Origin of the sequence: Calidithermus chliarophilus DSM 9957 (assembly GCF_000430045.1) — a bacterium.
Lineage (GTDB): Bacteria > Deinococcota > Deinococci > Deinococcales > Thermaceae > Calidithermus > Calidithermus chliarophilus.
This window is the reverse complement of record NZ_KE387023.1, coordinates 325,194-342,152: the sequence shown is the minus strand read 5'-3', so window position 1 is coordinate 342,152 and position 16,959 is coordinate 325,194. Positions and strand designations below refer to the sequence as shown.

The following is a 16,959-nucleotide window of genomic DNA, read 5'->3' as shown; positions in this document are numbered from 1 at the left end:
GCCAGCAGGGGGCTCGAGGCCACCGCCACCACGTCGAGCCAGGTGGTCGGCCGCCCGGTGGTGCGCCCCAGCAGCCGCGCCAGCACCACCAGCACCCCCGTCACCAAAAAAAAGGCCAGCGCCAGGCGGGGCTGGGCGCTGAGCAGCGGCAGGAGCAGCCCCTGGCTCAGCGCCAGCGCCACCGCCGCGCGGGCCGCCGTCTCGGGGTGGTCGGGGTCGAGCTCGCGCCCCAGGGCCCAGGCCGTGAAGACCCAGCCGGCCCCGGCCAGCACGCCCCACAGCACCGGCTGGCCCAGCCAGACGTTCTGCAGCACGAAGGCAGCGACCGCGAAGGCCAGGCACAGCCCCGCGACGAAGCGGTTGGACGGGTAGGCCCAGTCCAGGCCCCGGTCCAGGCTGGTCAGGCGGCGGATCATACCTCCGGGATCGGCAGGGCTCGAGCCCGCGGCCTTGCCGCGCGCCGCAGCAGGGCCAGGGCGAGGACCAGCGCCCACAGCGCGGCCGCCAGGCTCACCGGCGGGGTCCCCCACTGCCGCACCGCGATCCCGACGAAAGCCCACACCAGCACCCCGGCGAACGCCAGGTCCCGGCGCAGGCCCAGCATCAGCAGCCCGATCAGGCCTGCCGCCGAGATCATGACCACCGCCCAGGCGGCCTCCGGCAGGCCCCAGCGGTCCCAGCCGGAGGCGTAGAGCACCACGCTGGCGTTGGCGACGCTCGCCACCGTGATCCAGCCCAGGTACACGCTGAAGGGGAGGTCCACCGCCCAGAGCTCCGCCCCCTTCGCCGGGTAGCGCCCGACGGCCAGCGTGCGGTAGGCCCCCACCAGGCTCAGCAGCAGGCCCAGCATCAGCGCCAGGCTCAGGCCCAGCCCCCCGTAGTGCCAGGCCACGATCCAACCCGCGTTGAACAGGCAGCTCGCGACGAACCACGGCGCGGCGGCGTGTACCCGGGCGTTGCCCCGCTGGGTGGGCAGGGCCTGGTAAACGGCATAGGCGATGAGCCCGAGGTAGATGGCCCCCCAGACGGCGAAGACGTAGCCGGCCGGGGTGAAGAGCACGGGGAAGCTGTCGGAGATCTCCCCCGTGCTCTGCCCGCCCAGCGGCAGGGCATTGGCCAGATAGTTGACCGCCAGAGTCAGTGCGAGCGCCAGGACGACGACGAGCCTTCGGTCCACGACCCCTCCCTACGGGGCCTGCGCGAGGCAAGCAGCCCGTCCAACCAGTATCGGATGTTCTCCGGGGTCAGGTATTCCTTCTGGACTACATCCCACACCGTCTTGCCCACCCCGCCGGCCACCAGCCCCGACAGCAGCGAGGTGCGGGGGCTCGAGGCCGCCCGCGCCTCGCCGTGGGCCGCCGAGGTAGCCCCGTCGGCGGGGGCGGGCCTCGAGGTCAGGTAGCCCACGATGGCCCCGGCCAGCAGCGAGGTGGCGACCGCCTCGTAGGGGCGCTGCCGCACGGCCTCGACGGGCTTGTGGAAGAGGTCCTCGATCTCGGCGGTGAGGTTGCCGGCGGTGTCCTGTACCTGCGAGGTGGCCTGGCTGAGGGTGGAGAGCAGCCGCTCCTGGAGCTGTTGGGCGGTGCCCACCACCCGCTGCTGCGCCTCGTCCACCCCCCGGCCCAGTTCCTCGCCCACCCGGCGCAGCGAGGCCCGCAGCCGCTCCTTGGCGGCCTCGACCTCCTGCTCGGGGCTCATTTTTTTCGCATCGCGATCCACAGCATCCCTCCGGCAGTGAGCAGGGTGAGCAGGCCCATCAGCGCGGCGGCGGGGGCCGGGTCCATCCAGGCCCGAAGCTGCAAGTACCCCGCGGCCACCAGCCAGCCCAGCCCGCCCAAGAGCAGAATCCCGGCTACCAGGATCAGCACCACGGACAGCAAAAGGCCCCGCAAGTCGCTGCGGAGCTTGCGGGCCTGTGCCTCGAGCAGTTCCACCGTGCTGATCACCACGTCTGCCAAGGCCGTCATGTTGTCTCCTCGCCGCCTAGTGGCGGTTGATCATGCGCGAGAGCACCAGACCGGCCCCGAAGGCCACCAGCAGGCTCATCAGCGGGCGGTCCTTGACCTGGGTCTCCAGGGTGGCCGCGATCTCGCTGCCCTTCTCCTTTACCTGATGGGTCAGCTCGCCGCCGGTGTGGCGCAGCTCGTTGGCGAGGTCCTTGGCCTTACTCCCGGCGGTCTCCTTGAGGCTGCTCATCAGGCTCATCACGTCGCTGCGCAGGGCCTGGAAGTCAGCCTTAAGGGCCTCGAAGTCGGCGCGCGCCCCGCTCTCCTCGAGGGCCTCGCCCACCTTGGCCTTGGTCTCGTTGACGGCGGTCTGCACCTTGTCCTTGGCTTCCTGGGCTTTATCCTTGAAATCCGTAGCCGTAGGCTTGGTGTCCATAGTGACCTCCTCTGTTCGAGGGTAGGCACCGTGGCTGATGCGAGACTGAGCCACGGCTGGGGAGGGGCTGACCGCCCGGTGGAGCAAAGCCGCCACTAACGCGCCCAGCAGGAAGGCCAGGGCGGAAAAGTGCAGCCACACCAGCAAAACCGCCACGCTCGCTAGCGGCCCGAAGACGTTCTGGAAGGAGACCCAGCGCAGGTAGAAGCTGAAGCCGAGCTGCACCAGCGCGAAGAGCCCCCCGCCCACCAGCGCGCCCTGGAACGCGGCGGCCCAGGGCGGGGGCCGGGTGGGCAGCAGCCGGTACTGCAAGGCGAAGGCCAGCACGGCCAGCAGCGGGTTGGCGACCCAGCGGTACAGCTCGACCAGCCACTCGCCGAAGGGGAGGAAGCGCGTGACGACGGCCAGGGCCTGGCCGCCCAGCGTCAGCAGCACGAAGCCGCCCCCCACGCCCAGCACCACCAGCCCCGCCCGCAGCCGCACCCGCAGGGAGGGGAAGGGGGCCTCGGGGTCGAAGATGCGGGTGATGGCGGTCGCCACCGCGCCCATCGTCCCCGAGACCCCCCACAATAGGCTCAGCAGCCCCACCACCCCCACCGTGCCCGCGTTCTCGCGCACCGCCTCGAGCACCCCCTCCACCAGCTCCCCCGCCCCCACGAACAACCCCGAGAGGCTGCGGGTGAGGGTGGCCTCGAGCTCCTGGGCCAGCGGCAACTGCTGCCGCAGCAGGAAGCCCAGCGCGGCCATCGCCAGGAAGATCAGGGGGAAGAGGCTGAAGAAGGCGTAGTAGCCCAGCGCCACCGACCGCGTGGGGACCTCGCGGTCGGCGAAGGCGGCCAGGAGGCGCTTGAGCCACCGCCCCGCGCGCTCGAGCATGCCCCTACCCTAGAACCCCGGACTGACCCTGGGCTGAGGTCAGCCCCAATTGAGAGCCAGGTGATATGCTATAAACATAACACCGGGTATACTTTTAGTTGTGAACAATGCGATGACCCGAACCCCCCCGAGCGTTCGGCTGGGCAAGACCCAGGTTCGCAGCACCCCCGACGGGCAGATCAGCGCCTACGACGCGCTGGCGGCGCTGGGCCTGGAGGGCAGCCCCGAACGCCTGCAAGAAATCGTCGAGCAGCACGGCCTCGAGCCGCGGCTGCACAACTTCGGCAAGGGCCGCGAGCCCGTGCTGGGCTACGGCGACTTCGTGACCCTCAGCTTCGCGCTCGAGACCCCCGAGGCCCGCCGCTGGCGCGGCAAGGCCCGCGACCTGCTGCGCCGCTACCTCGAGGGCGACATCCAGCTCGCCGCCGAGGTCGCCGAGCGCAGCCCCTCGCCCGAGCACCGCCGCTGGCTCTCGGCGCGGCTGGAGAGCGTGGAGGCGCGCAAGCGCTTCATGTCCACGGTGGCGCGGCACGGCGGGGAGGGCAGCATCTACCGCGAGGTGAGCTCGCTGTCCAACCGCAGCGTGCTGCAGATGGACTCCGGCGAGTTCCGCCGCAAGCGCAGGGTGAAGAACACCCGCGACGGCATGTCGGCCGCCGAGCTGCTGCGCCTGAGCTACCTCGAGACCGCCACCGCCCAGGCCATCGAGGCCAAGGGCGTGCGCGGCAACGAGCAGATCCTCAGGCTGCACAAGCAGAAGGCCGAGGTCGAGCGCCGCCTCTGGGAGGAAGAGCCCGACCCTGCGAGCTAAAGGCACCACAGGGCAAAGCCACCCCGCGGGGTGGCTTTGCCCTGCCGGCTACCATTTTCAGGGCATGTGGCTGCCCGGGGTGCCGATGGTGTTGGGCTCTTCGACGAACTGGAAGCCCAGGCGCACCGAGAAGCCGGCGTCGGGGCCGATGCTGGTGAGGGCGGGCTGGCCGTTGATGGCGTAGTTCATGTTGCCGTAGCCCACGCTCACGCCCAGCTTGGCCTGGGGGGTGAAGGCGAAGTAGACCGCCCCCCGCACGTCGTAGCCCAGCGGGGAGGCGCCCACGTAGGAGCCCAGCGCGCCCTGCACGTAGATGTCGGTGTTGGGCACGAGGTCGAGCTTGAGGCCGAGGTCGCCGCCCACGAAGGGCACGAAGGTGCCGGTCTGGGGGAAGTAGATGCCCACGAGGTCGAAGTCGGCGTAGAGCTTGCTGTTGCCCGAGAAGGTGTGCTTGAACTTCAGGCCCGCCGAGGCGTCGAGGCTAAAGCCGACGGGGGAGGGCAGGACGTAGACGAAAGTCCCCAGACCCACGTAGCCCTCGAGCTCGGTGTTGAGGTCGCTCACGAGGTCCTGGGCGTACTTCGCCCCCAGCCGCCCCACGAGCACGAACTGCCCGCCGCCGTAGCCGGGCATGAGGCTGCCGCCCACCACGAAGCCGGTGGTGGTCTCAACGTTGTAGTTGAAGCTGCTGGCGATGCTGAAGCCCGGCATCAGCGGGGCGTCCACCGTCACCGAGAGGCCGTCGGCCAGGGCGGCGCTCGAGAGGCCGAGTGCGGCCGTCCCAGCCAGAATCAGTTTCTTCCAATGCTTCGTCATAAGCTACTCCTTTGCGCGAGTAGGGCTCGGTTTCCCGAATGCCGTCCTCTACGTGCTGGAGTTTGGGTAACCGCGCTTATGCGGCGCTGTGAACGAACTGATGGGGCACTGAGGCCTGTTTCAAGGCGCGTAAATGATCCGGGGGCGGCTCCTGGCCGCCCCCGCGGTTCGTGCCCCTCAACGCAGGGGAATCCGGTGCGTGTAGTCGATGCTCTGGCCCTGCATCCGCCCCAGCCACAACAGTTGCAGGGTCCCCGGCAGGGTCACCTCGAGCGTCTGCGGCCCCGTCACGCTGCGCCAGAAGCGGGGTTCGGCCCCCACCGCCATCGCGTACTGCCCGCTGGGGAAGCTCAGCCGCAGGGCCACGCCGGGGGTGGGGGCGGTCTCGAGGCGGGCCTGCCAGCCGCCGCCCTGCCCCTCGGGGGCTAAGAACCAGCTCTGGCCCTCCTTCAAGCCGTACTCCAGCTTTGCGCCGGGGGGAAGCTCGAGGCTCAGGTCCAGCTTGGGCCCTACCTGGGCGAAAAGCTGCCGGTCGAGGAAAACGCCCAGCGGCCCCGGGGCCTGCCCGCTCAGCCGCAGCAGGGTGCGCTGGGCCTGGGCCGGGGCGCGGCCGAGCACGGGGCTGAAGGGGCGGCTCAGGAAGTTCTGCACCAGCATCACCTTGCGCCCCTGGCGCACGAAGGCCACGCCCAGGTGGGTGAAGTCGGGCTTGAGCAGGTTGGCGCGGTGGCCGGGGCTGTTCATCCAGTCCTCCACGGCCTTCTTGGGCAACCCCTCGTCCCTGAACCCCTCGTAGTAGGCCAAATTCTCGCCCACCGTCACCTCGATGACCCCGGCCGCGGCCATCCGCTGCCCCGGCGTGCGGCCCTCCGGCGTGACGTGGGCGAAGTACCCCCGCGCCAGCATGTCCTGCGCGTGCCCCAGCGCCGCCTCATAGGCCAGGTCGTCCCACAGCAAAGCCCCCAGCCCCCGCGCCAGCCGCGCCTGGTTGGTCTGCGCCAGCACCTCGAGCTCCAGCGCGCTCTGCGCCGACGCCATAGAAAACAGCACCACCAAGGGTGCCATCAAACGCACGAGTTTCACCCCTCGAGCCTAGCGCAAGCGTGCGGGCCGCGGGTGATGGGTGGCTAAAGGGGCGGTATGGCATGTGGCATGTGGCTTGTAGCTCATGATAGACAGCGGTAAGCCGTCAGCCATCAGCCGTCAGCTCATGGCTCGTGGCCTGTGGCCTGTGCTAGACCCCACCCCTTCCCTCCCCGCGCGCGGGGAGGGGGTATCCCCCCCGGCCCCCCTTGCTAAGGGGGGTGAAGAAGGGACGTCTCGCGTTTTGCGTCTGGCGTTTGGCTATCAGCTATCGACTATCGGCATTCTCAGGCACCAGCCGGTACAAGAACCCCTGCGAGAACGGCTTGGCCTCGAGCAGCGCGTTCACGTCGGCCACGGTGATGGCTTCGTACTTGCGGGCCATCTCGCTCAAGGTCTCGTAGCGGCCGGTGTAGACGTAGGAGAGGCCCAGGTTGAACAGGCGGTTCATGGGGGTTTCGCCCGCGAAGACGATGCCGGTGGCGATCTTGTTCTTGGCGCGCTCGACCTCGTCGGCCCGCACGCCCTCGCGCTCGAGGCGCTCCATCTCGCGGCGCACAACCTCGGCGACCGCTTCCTCGTTGGCGGGGTCGGTCTGGGCGAAGGCGTAGAACAGCCCGGCGCCGTCGTTGTCCTCGTGGCCGGCGCTGGCCGACTCCACCAGGCCGCTGTCCACCAGGGCCCAGTGCAGGCGGCTGTTGCCGTCGGCGCCCAGCACGTTGGCGAGCACGCCGGCGGCGTAGCGGCGCTCGTCCTGGGCGGCGAAGCCCGGGGCGAAGTGCCAGAGGTAGCTCTGGGTGGCCTGGGCGTAGGGCTGGCGGAACTCGCCGGGGCGGGGCTCGAAGGGGGCGTACTCCCGCTGCACGGCCGCGGGGCGCCACTCGCGGGTAAGCTCGCGGACCTGCTCGAGCGTGGCCTCCCAGTCGAGCTGGCCCGCCAGGGCCAGCACCATGTTCGAGGGGGAGTAGCAGCGGGCGTGGTAGTCGGCCATCTGCTCGCGGGTCAGGGCCTCGATGCTTTCGACCGTGCCCAGCACGCTGTTGCCCAGGCCGTGGCCGCGGAAGTAGCGCTCGCGGGCCCAGTCGTAGGCCATGAACTGCGGGCGGTCGGCGTAGAGGGCGATCTCCTCGAGGATCACCTGCTTCTCGGTGTCGAAGTCCTCCTGCCGCAGCGCCGGGCGCATCATGTCGGTGAGCAGCTCGAGCAGGCGCGGCCCGAACTCGGGCAGCACCGCGCCGTGGTAGACGGTGTTTTCCTCGCTGGTGAAGGCGTTGTTCTGCGCGCCCAGGCGGTCGAACTCGAGGTTGATCTCCAGCGCGTCGCGCGTGGGCGTCCCCTTGAAGAGCATGTGCTCGAGGAAGTGCGACACCCCCGACTCCTCGGGGCGCTCGTCGCGGCTGCCGGTCTTGACGAAGTAACCCATCGCCACGCTCCGCGCGGCCGGGTTGACCTCGGCGATGACGGTGAGGCCGTTGTCGAGCCGGGCCTCCTTGAACTCCATGCCGGTGTCCATGCGGGCGGTTTGCAGGTGCGTCGGGTTCATAGCGACACCACGGTCTGGTCTACGGGGCCTAAGACGGCGGTCCAGGGGTCGCGGTAGGGGTTGGCGGCCACGTAGCGGTTGAGGCGCTCGAGGTCCACGGCGGCGATCTCGGCCTCGATCTCCTCCAGCGGCCGCACCCGCGCGATGATGTAGAGGTCACGGGCCATGCTCACCACCCGCGCGCGTGCCGACTCCTCCTGCATCACCAGCGCGGTGCGCAGGCCCACCTTGGCCCGCTCGAGCTCCTCCGCGCTCACGCCCTCGGCGAGCTGCTCGATCACCTGCTGCATGACCTCTAAGGTCTCCGGCGCGCGCTCGGGGGTGGTCCCGGCGTAGGCGCTGAGGTAGCTGTAGCCCTTGACCCCGTTGGGCGAGGCGTAGACCGAGTAGACCAGCCCGCGCTTCTCGCGCACCTCGGCGAAGAGCCGCGCCCCCATGCCGCCGGAGAGCACCTGCGCCGCCAGGCGCGCGGTGTAGAACTCCGGGTGCCCGATGCTCACGTCGGGGTAGACCAGCCCGATCTGCACCTGCGCGCTCGGCTGCTCCAGCCGCAGCGCGTGGGGCCGGCTCACCGCGGGCCCGGGCATGGCCGGCTCCCCGCCGTCCCAGGCCCCCAGCGTGGCCTCCACCGCCGCGTGGGCCTGCTCGAGCGTCAGCCCCCCGGCCAGCGCCAGCACGGCGCCCCTCGCGCCGTAGCGCCGCCGGAAGTCGGCCCGCAGGGCCTCAGGCGTGGCCGCCTGGAGCCCCTCGAGCGTGCCGCTGGGGTTGCGCCCGTGCGGGCTCGAGAAAACCGCCCGCCGTAGGGCGGTGAACATCTTCTTGGGGGGCTGGTCCTCGAGCGAGGCCAGCTCCTGCAGCGCCACCTGCCGCACCGGCTCGAGCGCGTCGTCGGGCAGCGCGGGGCGCATGAGCACGTCGGCGTAGAGTGCCAGCACCTTCTCGAGCTGCCCCGCCAGGAAGGAAGCCCCCAGCGTGGTGTACTCGAGCCCGGCCCCGCTCCCCCGCCGCACCCCCAGGTCGTCGAAGGCCTCGGCCAGAGCCCGCGCGTCGCGCCCCCCGGCCCCCTTCCAAAGCCAGCCCTCGAGCAGGTTGGCCGCCCCCTCGAGGCCCTCGGGGTCGGTGATCGCCCCCACCGGCAGCAGCAGTTGCATCGCCACCCCGGGGTTCCAGGGCTGTTCCTCCACGGCCAGGGTCAGGCCGTTGGGCAAGGTCACGGTTCGCGCTAAAGCCATATGCCTTGGGAGTATACGGCTGGGGGGGTGGGGTTAAGGTGTAGCAGGGCTCAGATGGAGTCGATGGTCGATAGTTGATAGCCAAACGCAAGACGCAAGACGCCAAACGCCAAACGCTAAACGCAAGACGCAAAACGCAAGACGCAAGACGCATGTCCTACGTCCTACGTCGTACGCCTTGGCCCTCGGCCCTCGACAAACCACGAGCCACGAGCTGATCGTTGACGGCTTTAACCTGTCTGCTCCCCCTACCAACCCCGCTGGCGGAACAGCGGCACGAACTCCTCGGCTACGAAGAGGCGGTCCTCGGGGTGGGGGATGGCGGGGTAGTCCTCGGGGTGGAGCAGGCGGGCCTTGGGGTCGCTGAGGTCGATGACCCAGCGGTTGACGGTGCGGCCTTTGGCGAGGTTGACCAGCAGGCGCAGCTCGGACGGGGGGAGCCGGAGGGGGTTGGTGCCGGCGAAGAGGCCGATCTGCTGGGCTCGAGCCCGCCTGACGGCGGCGCGGGCGCGGCCGAGCTTGGTGGCGGGGTCGCTGGCCTCCTCGAACAGTTGGCGGGGACTCAGCACGGCGCCTTGCAGCGAGGAGGTGGCGAGGCGGGCCTTGAGGAAGGGGTCGGTGTTGGGCCAGATGAAGTAGGGCAGCACCAGGCCGGCCTCGAGCATGCGGTCGTTGTAGCTCTCGCGGCGGGGCGGGGGTAGCTGCCGGGCGGGGTCGTTGGGGTGGATGAAGGCCAGGAAGCGGCCGTAGCCGTCCATGACCTCGTAGGCGAAGGCCAGGAAGAAGCGGAAGTCCTCCTTGCTCTGGCCCAGCGCCGCGCGGTCGGCCTCGACCATCTGGGCCAACCCCTTGCGGGCCTCCTGCGAGTGGAAGTGGTGGTTGGCGGCCACGCCGGGGCCCAGCAGGGCCTCGAGGTGCCGCTTGAGCCCCCGGCTGACGCGGGCGTTGCGCAGCGGGTCGCCGCTCAGGAAGGCCTCCCAGCGCGGGCTGCTCAGGGAGGGGTAGTCGTCGGGGCCGGAGTCGGGGAGCTTGGCGCTGACCTCGGGCGCGTCCACCCCCAGGAAGCGGATGCCGAAGTCGCCCGGCGCCCGCACGTCGATGGTGTCGCCGTCGTGGACGGCCTGGGCCACGCTGCCGACCTGGGTGCCGTGCATCCCCAGTCCCACCCGCCCCACGATCAGGCCCGAGTTCAACTGCTCGATGGTCTTCGCCATGCGCCCTCCCGGTTGCTCACGAACCGAGGGCAGTGTAGCGGCCGGGCGGTTACGGCATCGTTACGTTGGGTTCATAAACCCCCCGGGCGATGTGGCATGATGGGGCCGTGACCAGGGCCGAGCTCAAGGAACGCCTGCTGCGACCCCTGCGCCGCGAGCTCTCCGACGGCGCGCAGGACCGGGTGGTGGCGGGCGGCCTCGAGAAGCTGGTGCAGAATTTGGGCCAGCCCTTCCCCGAGCTCGGGCACCTGCTGGCGGGCTACCGCGAGATGAGCCCGCAGCAGCGGCTCGAGCGCCTGCAGAAGGCCATCGAGCTGCTGGGCAACGGGCAGGACCCCATCCTCACGCCCCCGCCGAGCAAGGCGCCCCAGCCCGCCCCGGCCCGGCCCGCCCCCGTCGCTTCGCCGGCGCCGGAGGCGGCACAGCCGGTGGGGGACCTCACCCTCGACACCCCGGTGGAGGCGCTGCCGCTGGGCGTGGGCGGGAAGAAGAAGATGAACGAGCTCGGCGTGCGGGTGCTGCGCGACCTGCTGCACGGCTACCCGCGCCGCTACGAGGACCGCCGCGCCCTGCAGAGCGTGCGCGAGCTCGAGGAGGGCGAGAAGGCCACCGTCGTGGGCACCGTGCTCAGCCGCGAGCTCGTCAAGACCCCGCGCAAGGGCATGCAGCTCGTGCAGGTGCGCTTCATGGACGCGTGGGGCTGGAAGTTCACGGGCGTGTGGTTCAACCAGCCCTGGGTGCTCAAGCAGGTGCCCGAGGGGGCCAGCCTGCTCGTCTCGGGCCGCGTGCAGCGGCGCGGGGGCAACGTCTCGCTGATGGTGGAGTACTTCGAGGACGAGGCGGGCGAGTCGCTCTCGACCGGGCGCATCGTGCCGGTGTACCCCTCGCGCGAGGGCATCTCCCAGGCCTTCCTGCGCCGCGCGGCGTGGCGGGCCCTCGAGGCCTTCCCCCGCATCCCCGACCCGCTCGAGCCCTACCGCGCCGCCCTGGGGCTCCCCGACCTCGACTGGGCGCTGCGCCAGGCCCACTTCCCCGACTCCGAGGAGCAGCTCGAAAAGGCCCTCTACCGCCTGAAGTTCGACGAGTTCCTGCTGCTGGAGCTCAAGGTCATGATCCAGTCGGGCGGCTCGGCTTTGCTGGGGCGCTACTTCCGGGTGGAGCCGGAGTGGCTCGAGCGCTTCCGCGACAACCTCCCCTTCGCCTTCACCCGGGCGCAGGAGCGGGTCTTCGGCGAGATCCTCGCCGACATGCAGAGCGAGCGCCAGATGGCGCGGCTGGTGCAGGGCGACGTGGGCTCGGGCAAGACCGCCGTGGCCGCCGCCGCGCTGTTCATCGCCGCGCAGAACAGGGCCCAGGGCGCCTTGATGGCCCCCACCGAGATCCTGGCCAAGCAGCACTACCAGAACCTGCAAAAGTACCTCTTCCCCCTCGGCGTCACCGTGGACCTGCTGGTGGGCTCGATGCCCATGGGCGAGAAGCGCGGGGTGCTCGACCGGCTCAAGTCGGCCCACACCGACGTGGTGGTGGGCACCCACGCCCTGATCCAGGAGCGCGTGGAGTTCAAGGACCTGGGCCTGGCGGTCATCGACGAGGAGCACCGCTTCGGGGTGCTGCAGCGCCGCCGCCTGCTGGGCAGCCGCCCCGACGTGCTGGTGATGTCGGCCACGCCCATCCCGCGCTCGCTGGCGCTGACGATGTACGGCGACCTCGAGGTCAGCATCATCGACGAGCTGCCCCCCGGGCGCACCCCGGTCAAGACCAAGGTGCTCACCCAGAAGACCCGCCTGCAGGCCTACGCCTTCGCCCGCCAGGAGATCGCCAAGGGGCACCAGGTCTTCGTGGTCACGCCCATGATCGAGGAGGGCGACAGCGAGACCACCGCCGAGCTGGCCGCCGCCACCAAGCTGGCCGAGGAGCTGCGCGAGCTGCTGCCCGACGTGCGCATCGAGCTGCTGCACGGCAAGATGAAGGCCGAGGAGAAGGACTTAGTGATGGAGCGCTTCAAGAACGGCCACTTCGACCTGCTGGTGAGCACCACCGTCATCGAGGTGGGGGTGGACATCCCCCAGGCCACGCTGATGGTCATCGAGAACGCCGAACGCTTCGGGCTGGCCCAGCTCCACCAGCTTAGGGGCCGGGTAGGGCGGGGGGGCCTGGAGTCCTACTGCGTCCTCATCGCCGGCGAGAGCAGCAAGAAGACCCTCAGCCGCCTGCGGGTCATCGAGGAGAGCACCGACGGCTTCTACATCGCCGAGAAGGACCTCGAGCTGCGCGGCCCCGGCGAACTGCGCGGCCTGCGCCAGTCCGGCATGCCCGACCTGCGCATCGGCGACCTGGCCTCCGACCAGGAGATCATCGAGCGCAGCCGCGAACTCGCCAAACAGATCCTCGAGGCCGACCCCTACCTCGAGGCCCCCCAGCACGCCCTCCTCAAGCGCGAACTCCAGGCCCGCGCCGAGGCCATCGGGTTCCGTGAGGTGATTTAGAGCTCCAAGCCGTCAGCGGTCAGCTCGTGGCTTGTCGAGGGTCAAGGGTCTAGGGCCAAAGCGTTTTGCGTATTGCGTCTCGCGTTGGGCGTTCGGCGTTTGGCGTATCGCGTATTGCGTACGACGTACGACCCGCGCCCGGCTATCGACTCTCGACCCGCCTCCGGGAGTACCATGGAGCATGGTCTGGATTGCGGTGTTCGGATTGGTGGTGGCGGTATTCGTGGTGGTCTACCTGGCCCGCCGGAATGCGCTGGAGTCGCCGGTTCCCGTGCCTGCGCCCTTGCCCTTCCAGCCTACGGCGTCGGTCATCGTGGACATGGACGACGAGCCCCCGGCCGAGATCGACTTCGACGCGGGCATCGAGGCGGGGCGCAAGGCGCTCGAGGCCCAGAAGTCGGCGAAGAAGGAGCTTTGAGGATCTCTCCGCCGGGGGTCTGAAGCAACACGGCCGACCCCTCGAGGGGTCGGCCGGTAGAACCGCGGGGTCGTGCCGGGGATCAGCTCGCACCCAGGGCGTTCAGGGCCGGGGTGAAGCCCGCCAGGGCGCCGGGGGCGGAGCGGTTCGCGCCGGTGGTGCCTACCGTCACGGAGCACTTGCCCAGGCCCTTGCTCTGCTTGTTGACGATGGACAGCGCTTCGCCCTGCAAGGTGTTGCCCTGCAGGCCGCTGCGGGCCACGCGGCAGACCCACAGCGTGCTGTCGTCGATGCCCACCCCGAACAGCGCCACGTCGTTTTTGGGGTCGAAGACGAAGAGCAGGTCGTACTCGGTGCCGCGCCGGTCGGTGGCGGTGCCGTACTGGCCGTCCTTGTCCTCCTCGGTGAACTTGCCGCCGAACTGGCCGCCGGGGAAGGTGAGCGACACGTTCTGCCCGACGAGCTTGGGCAGCGGCCACGAGAGGGTGAGGGCGGGGGCCGCACCCGCGACGCCGAGCGTGACGGAGCACTTGCCCAGGCTCTTGCTCTGCTTGTTGACGATGGAGACGGCCTCGCCCTGGAGGGTGTTGCCCTGCATCCCGCTCTTGCTCACCTCACAGGCCCACAGCGTGCTGCCGTCCACGGCGACGACGAAGAGGCCGCTGTCGGTCTGGCCGTCGTAGAAGTAGCCGGTGTCGAAGCTCTTGCCCCGGCGGTTGGTCGCGCTGCCGTACTGGCCGTCCTTGTCTTCCTCGGTGAACTTGCCGCTGAACTCGTCGCCGGGGAAGGTCACGGAGTAGCTCAGGCCCACCTTGACCTCGAGCGGCCACTTCAGGGCCACGGGCTGGGCGCCGCCGAGCGCGACGGTGCACTGGCCCAGCGACTTGCTCTGCTTGTTGACGATGGACAGCGCCTCGCCCTGCAGCACGCCGCCCTTGACCCCCCCGCGCTTGACCTGGCACACCAGCACGGTGTTCCCGTCGGGGCTGAGCAGGAAGGCCATGTAGTCGTTCTTGGAGTCGTAGAGGTAGGCCGCGTCGTACTTCGCGCCCCGGCGGTTGGTGGCGCTGCCGTAGGGGCCGTCCTTATCCTCCTCGGTGAAGCTGCCGCTGAACTGCTCGCCGGGGAAGCTGATGGTGAAGCTCTGGCCCACCGCCACCCGCACCGGCCAGCCCGCCGGGCTGGGGCCGGGTTGGGGGTTGGGCTGCGGCTGGGGGGTGTTCGCCAGGAGCACGGGGGCGAAGAGGCCCCAGGCCAGCGCGCTCGGCCGCATGAAGGCGGTGCGGGAGTTGCCGTCGCCGCCGCGCCCGGCGGTGTGCACGCCGATGAGCTCGCCCTTCTCGTTGTAGATGCCCCCGCCCGAGTTGCCGGGGCCGGTCTGGGCGTCGTGCTTGATCCACTGCTTCCCGCCGCTCTGCATGTCCTCGCCCAAGAAGCCGCCCACGGTGCCGCTCGAGAAGGTGATGGTCGAGCCCCCGGTGCCCTGGAAGCCGAAGGCGAAGATGGGGTCGCCGGGGAGCAGCTCGTCGGAGTCGCCGAGCTTGACCGAGGGCAGGTTGAGGTTGGTGACGGGACGCCCCTCGGTGTCGCGGGCTATGCGGATGAGGGCGAGGTCGAGGTTGGGGTCGGCCTTGACCACGTCGGCGAAGTACCGGAACTCCGGCGGCTGGTCCACGAAGCGGATCAGGCGCACCGGCAGCAGCGGCGCGATCTGGCGGTTGTCCACGTCGCCGATGACGTGGTAGTTGGTGAGGATGTAGCCCCGGGGGTCGATGATGGTGCCCGAGCCGATGCCCAGGATCTTGCCGTTCTTGTCGGCGGGCGTGATCATCACCGTGGCCTTGATGATGCGCTCGCGCAACTCCCGCGAGAGGGTCTGGGCCTGCGCCAGTGGGCCCAGCGCCAGCACCCCCAACAAGCCCAACAACCCCAGTCGAATGCCGCGATGTCTCATGATTCCTCCCGGACTGCTCGCCTCAGGGTAGCCGCCCCCGTCGTCCTCTGTGGTGACTTATGGAAAGCGGCTGGAGTTAATGCTCTGCCTGACAGGCCTCGTGCCTGACCCAAGCCTGACGCTCACCGGCTACAGTGCCCTGGGAGGAGCGCCGTGGAGGTGTTGCTGTCCGTGCTCATCGGCGGGTTGTTGGCCTGGCCCATTCTATGGCTTTGGCTCGAGGCCTGGCGCGGCGGGCCTGAGCGGGGATAGGCGCGAGCCTGAGGCAACACGACCCGCGGGCTGGACTTTGGCCGCATAATGGACCCACCATGCAACGCATCGTCGTCCTCGCGCTCCTCGGCTTCTTCGGCCTGGCCCAGGCCCAGACCTTCTCCCTCGGCGGCAGCCTCAGCGCGAGCGCGGGCAGCGGCAGCGCCACGACCCTCGAGGCCAGCCTGCTGCTCACGGCCGGCGACCTGCTGCGGGCCGGGCCGCTGGGCCTCGACGCCCGGGCCGAGGCCAACCTGCTCGTGACCGACAGCCTGGGCTTCTCGGTGGGCCTGGCCGCGCTGGCGACCCTCGGCCTCGAGGCCTTCACCGCCTACGCCGGGCCGCAGGTCAACGTCGGCATCGTCCCCTCCGGCTTCACCCTGGGGGCCGTCGCCGGGGCGCGCTACGCCATCGCGCCGCGCGCGCAGGCCTTCGGCGAGGTCAACTTCCTCTTCACCCAGCCCCTGGCCTGGCGCCTGCGGGCCGGGGTGCAGTTCGGGTTTTAGGGGGCGTGGTGCTGCGCGCCGGGCTGGTTCTGGCAGTGCTCGCCCTGGCGGCGGGGGCGCCCCGGGCGGTGGCCGGAGACGCGGCGGGGCTGGAGTTCCTCGGCTTCAGCCGCGACGCCTCCCACCTCGCCTTCGAGCAGTACGGCATCCGCGACGGCTCGGGCTTTCCCTACAGCGAGGTCTTTCTCGTCGACGTCGCCCGCAACCGCTTCCGCGCCAGCGCGGTGCTGGGCGGCCCGGCCTTCGAGGGGCGCAGCCTCGAGTCGGTGCGGCAGGAGGCCCGCCGCCGCATGGCCGCCGAGTTCGCCCGCGTCGGGCTGACCCCCGGCCGCTCCCCGGGCTTCCTCAAGGCGGCCCGGCCGGTGGGCGACGTCGTGGAGGAGCCCGCCACCCCCGCCGACACCGCCCCCGCGGGCCCCGGCCGGCCCAGCGGCCCCGCCCCGAGCTCGCTCGGCTTCGAGGCAGGCGGGCGGCCCTACACCCTGCTCCTGCGGGAACTCCCCTTCGGCCCGTCCCAGGACTGCCCCACCCCCGGCTTCGTGCGGGGGCTCGAGCTCCAGCTTCACGCCGGCCTACCGCCCAGCCGCCTGCTCGCGGTGCTGCAGAAAGACACCCGCCTGCCCGCCTCCCGCTTCTGCGCGTTCACCTACCGCCTCGCCCAGGTGCGGGTGCTGGGCAAGAGCCTGGCGGTTTTCGTGGCGGTGTACCGGACGGGGTTCGAGGGGCCGGACCGGCGGTGGATGGTGGTGACGGGGAGGTTGCCGTAGGGGGTGGTGGCTGGGTGCCGGGGGCGGGTCGGGCGTCTTGCGTCCTACGTCGTACGCCAAACGCCAAACGCAAAACGCAAGACGCAAAACGCAAAACGCCTTGTTCCCCCCTTAGCAAGGGGGGTTAGGGGGGATAAACCCTCCCCGCCGGGGGGGAGGGTTGGGGTGGGGCAACCACGAGCCACGGGCCACTAACCACAAGCTGACGGCTGACCGCTGAAGGCTGATAGCTGACCGCCCTACTCCACCGGCGCCTCGAGCCCGTACCCCAGTGCCCACCCGGCTGGGTCGGCTGTGTGGGGTATTCGTAGGAACTGCTTTAGATGGCCCGCACCAAGCCTTCGCGCACGAGGGTCTGGATGGCTTCGGGCTCGAGGCTGCCTAACTGGTTGGCTGCCAGGGCTCGCAGGGTGTTGAGGGCGGCGGGGCTGTGCTTCTTCAGGCCCATGTGCACCTCGCTGAAGGGGTTGAGCGCGTCCTGGCCTTTCATGGTGAGCTGGTAGCGCTGCGCGGGCGGCACGGGCACGAGCTCGGCGCGGTAGCGCAGGGCGAGTTCCTGGTAACGCGGTGCGTTGGAGGGCGCTTCGACGGGGCCGCGAACCTTGGCGGGGACCCCGAC

At 70.3% G+C, this 16,959-nt stretch carries 16 protein-coding genes and 1 pseudogene; 5 read left to right on the top strand and 12 right to left on the bottom strand.

Annotated features, from left to right (window positions below; all coding sequences use genetic code 11):
• The 5 genes from MEICH_RS23035 to MEICH_RS0101750 form a co-directional block, all read right to left on the bottom strand.
• Window positions 1-416, bottom strand: a 416-nt coding sequence (locus MEICH_RS23035) for a hypothetical protein (RefSeq protein ID WP_218916378.1), incomplete at its 3' end; no start/stop codon positions are given.
• Window positions 413-1,177, bottom strand: a complete 765-nt coding sequence (locus MEICH_RS23030; protein WP_036218141.1) for a tryptophan-rich sensory protein — start codon at window positions 1,175-1,177, stop codon at window positions 413-415. The genes MEICH_RS23035 and MEICH_RS23030, both read right to left, overlap by 4 nt.
• Complete coding sequence (locus tag MEICH_RS0101760; RefSeq protein ID WP_169730622.1) at window positions 1,138-1,719, bottom strand: ElaB/YgaM/YqjD family protein; 582 nt, start codon at window positions 1,717-1,719, stop codon at window positions 1,138-1,140. The genes MEICH_RS23030 and MEICH_RS0101760 overlap by 40 nt, the downstream gene beginning before the upstream one ends.
• Window positions 1,695-1,967: a hypothetical protein gene (locus tag MEICH_RS0101755; RefSeq protein ID WP_027891200.1), complete on the bottom strand. Its 273-nt coding sequence runs from the start codon at window positions 1,965-1,967 to the stop codon at window positions 1,695-1,697. The genes MEICH_RS0101760 and MEICH_RS0101755 overlap by 25 nt, the downstream gene beginning before the upstream one ends.
• A 16-nt stretch (window positions 1,968-1,983) precedes the next feature.
• On the bottom strand, window positions 1,984-3,258 hold the full coding sequence (locus MEICH_RS0101750) for a YhjD/YihY/BrkB family envelope integrity protein (protein WP_027891199.1): 1,275 nt from the start codon (window positions 3,256-3,258) through the stop codon (window positions 1,984-1,986).
• A gap of 100 nt (window positions 3,259-3,358) precedes the next feature.
• Between MEICH_RS0101750 and ddrC the strand changes: the two genes are divergently transcribed.
• On the top strand, window positions 3,359-4,069 hold the full coding sequence (ddrC, locus tag MEICH_RS0101745) for a DNA damage response protein DdrC (RefSeq protein ID WP_218916377.1): 711 nt from the start codon (window positions 3,359-3,361) through the stop codon (window positions 4,067-4,069).
• 57 nt (window positions 4,070-4,126) lie between these two features.
• Here ddrC and MEICH_RS0101740 read toward each other — a convergent pair whose 3' ends face one another.
• The 5 genes from MEICH_RS0101740 to MEICH_RS0101720 form a co-directional block, all read right to left on the bottom strand.
• Window positions 4,127-4,885 carry a hypothetical protein gene (locus MEICH_RS0101740; protein ID WP_027891197.1) on the bottom strand — a complete coding sequence of 253 codons (759 nt, stop codon included), beginning with the start codon at window positions 4,883-4,885 and terminating at the stop codon, window positions 4,127-4,129.
• 177 nt (window positions 4,886-5,062) lie between these two features.
• A complete protein-coding gene (locus MEICH_RS0101735; RefSeq protein ID WP_036218637.1) occupies window positions 5,063-5,950 on the bottom strand; it encodes a CAP domain-containing protein in 888 nt (295 codons plus the stop codon).
• Window positions 5,951-6,236: 286 nt separating this feature from the next.
• Window positions 6,237-7,481 (bottom strand): M16 family metallopeptidase, encoded by a 1,245-nt coding sequence (locus tag MEICH_RS0101730; RefSeq protein WP_027891195.1) that lies wholly within the window; start codon window positions 7,479-7,481, stop codon window positions 6,237-6,239.
• Between the two features lie 26 nt (window positions 7,482-7,507).
• On the bottom strand, window positions 7,508-8,743 hold the full coding sequence (locus tag MEICH_RS0101725) for a M16 family metallopeptidase (protein ID WP_027891194.1): 1,236 nt from the start codon (window positions 8,741-8,743) through the stop codon (window positions 7,508-7,510).
• 248 nt (window positions 8,744-8,991) lie between these two features.
• Complete coding sequence (locus tag MEICH_RS0101720) at window positions 8,992-9,957, bottom strand: hypothetical protein (RefSeq protein ID WP_027891193.1); 966 nt, start codon at window positions 9,955-9,957, stop codon at window positions 8,992-8,994.
• A gap of 89 nt (window positions 9,958-10,046) precedes the next feature.
• On the opposite strand from MEICH_RS0101720, the gene recG reads away from it, so the two are divergent.
• Both recG and MEICH_RS23025 read left to right on the top strand, forming a co-directional pair.
• A complete protein-coding gene (gene recG / locus MEICH_RS0101715) occupies window positions 10,047-12,443 on the top strand; it encodes an ATP-dependent DNA helicase RecG (protein WP_036218139.1) in 2,397 nt (798 codons plus the stop codon).
• Window positions 12,444-12,624: 181 nt separating this feature from the next.
• Entirely contained in the window at window positions 12,625-12,861 is a 237-nt protein-coding gene (locus MEICH_RS23025) for a hypothetical protein (RefSeq protein ID WP_036218136.1), read from the top strand.
• 82 nt (window positions 12,862-12,943) lie between these two features.
• Here the strand turns inward: MEICH_RS23025 and MEICH_RS0101705 are convergent, their stop codons facing one another.
• Window positions 12,944-14,815: a S1 family peptidase gene (locus tag MEICH_RS0101705; protein WP_084542132.1), complete on the bottom strand. Its 1,872-nt coding sequence runs from the start codon at window positions 14,813-14,815 to the stop codon at window positions 12,944-12,946.
• Between the two features lie 311 nt (window positions 14,816-15,126).
• Here MEICH_RS0101705 and MEICH_RS0101700 point away from each other — a divergent pair, with 311 nt between their 5' ends.
• Window positions 15,127-15,573 carry a hypothetical protein gene (locus MEICH_RS0101700; protein WP_027891190.1) on the top strand — a complete coding sequence of 149 codons (447 nt, stop codon included), beginning with the start codon at window positions 15,127-15,129 and terminating at the stop codon, window positions 15,571-15,573.
• A gap of 5 nt (window positions 15,574-15,578) precedes the next feature.
• The gene (locus tag MEICH_RS0101695; protein WP_027891189.1) at window positions 15,579-16,340 is read left to right on the top strand and encodes a DUF2259 domain-containing protein; all 762 of its coding nucleotides are present in this window, start codon (window positions 15,579-15,581) and stop codon (window positions 16,338-16,340) included.
• Between the two features lie 319 nt (window positions 16,341-16,659).
• On the opposite strand, the pseudogene MEICH_RS0101690 reads toward MEICH_RS0101695, so the two are convergent.
• Window positions 16,660-16,959 (bottom strand): annotated as a pseudogene (locus MEICH_RS0101690) (gamma carbonic anhydrase family protein); the annotation flags it as partial.

Excerpts from the sequence above, each read along its gene's own strand:
- MEICH_RS0101755 (WP_027891200.1), bottom strand. The coding sequence starts at position 1,967 with ATGACGGCCTTGGCAGACGTGGTGATCAGCACGGTGGAACTGCTCGAG.
- MEICH_RS0101750 (WP_027891199.1), bottom strand. The coding sequence starts at position 3,258 with ATGCTCGAGCGCGCGGGGCGGTGGCTCAAGCGCCTCCTGGCCGCCTTC.
- MEICH_RS0101740 (WP_027891197.1), bottom strand. The coding sequence starts at position 4,885 with ATGACGAAGCATTGGAAGAAACTGATTCTGGCTGGGACGGCCGCACTC.
- MEICH_RS0101735 (WP_036218637.1), bottom strand. The coding sequence starts at position 5,950 with ATGGCACCCTTGGTGGTGCTGTTTTCTATGGCGTCGGCGCAGAGCGCG.
- MEICH_RS0101730 (WP_027891195.1), bottom strand. The coding sequence starts at position 7,481 with ATGGACACCGGCATGGAGTTCAAGGAGGCCCGGCTCGACAACGGCCTC.
- MEICH_RS0101725 (WP_027891194.1), bottom strand. The coding sequence starts at position 8,743 with ATGGCTTTAGCGCGAACCGTGACCTTGCCCAACGGCCTGACCCTGGCC.
- MEICH_RS0101720 (WP_027891193.1), bottom strand. The coding sequence starts at position 9,957 with ATGGCGAAGACCATCGAGCAGTTGAACTCGGGCCTGATCGTGGGGCGG.
- recG (WP_036218139.1), top strand. The coding sequence starts at position 10,047 with ATGTGGCATGATGGGGCCGTGACCAGGGCCGAGCTCAAGGAACGCCTG.
- MEICH_RS23025 (WP_036218136.1), top strand. The coding sequence starts at position 12,625 with ATGGTCTGGATTGCGGTGTTCGGATTGGTGGTGGCGGTATTCGTGGTG.
- MEICH_RS0101705 (WP_084542132.1), bottom strand. The coding sequence starts at position 14,815 with ATGAGACATCGCGGCATTCGACTGGGGTTGTTGGGCTTGTTGGGGGTG.
- MEICH_RS0101700 (WP_027891190.1), top strand. The coding sequence starts at position 15,127 with ATGCAACGCATCGTCGTCCTCGCGCTCCTCGGCTTCTTCGGCCTGGCC.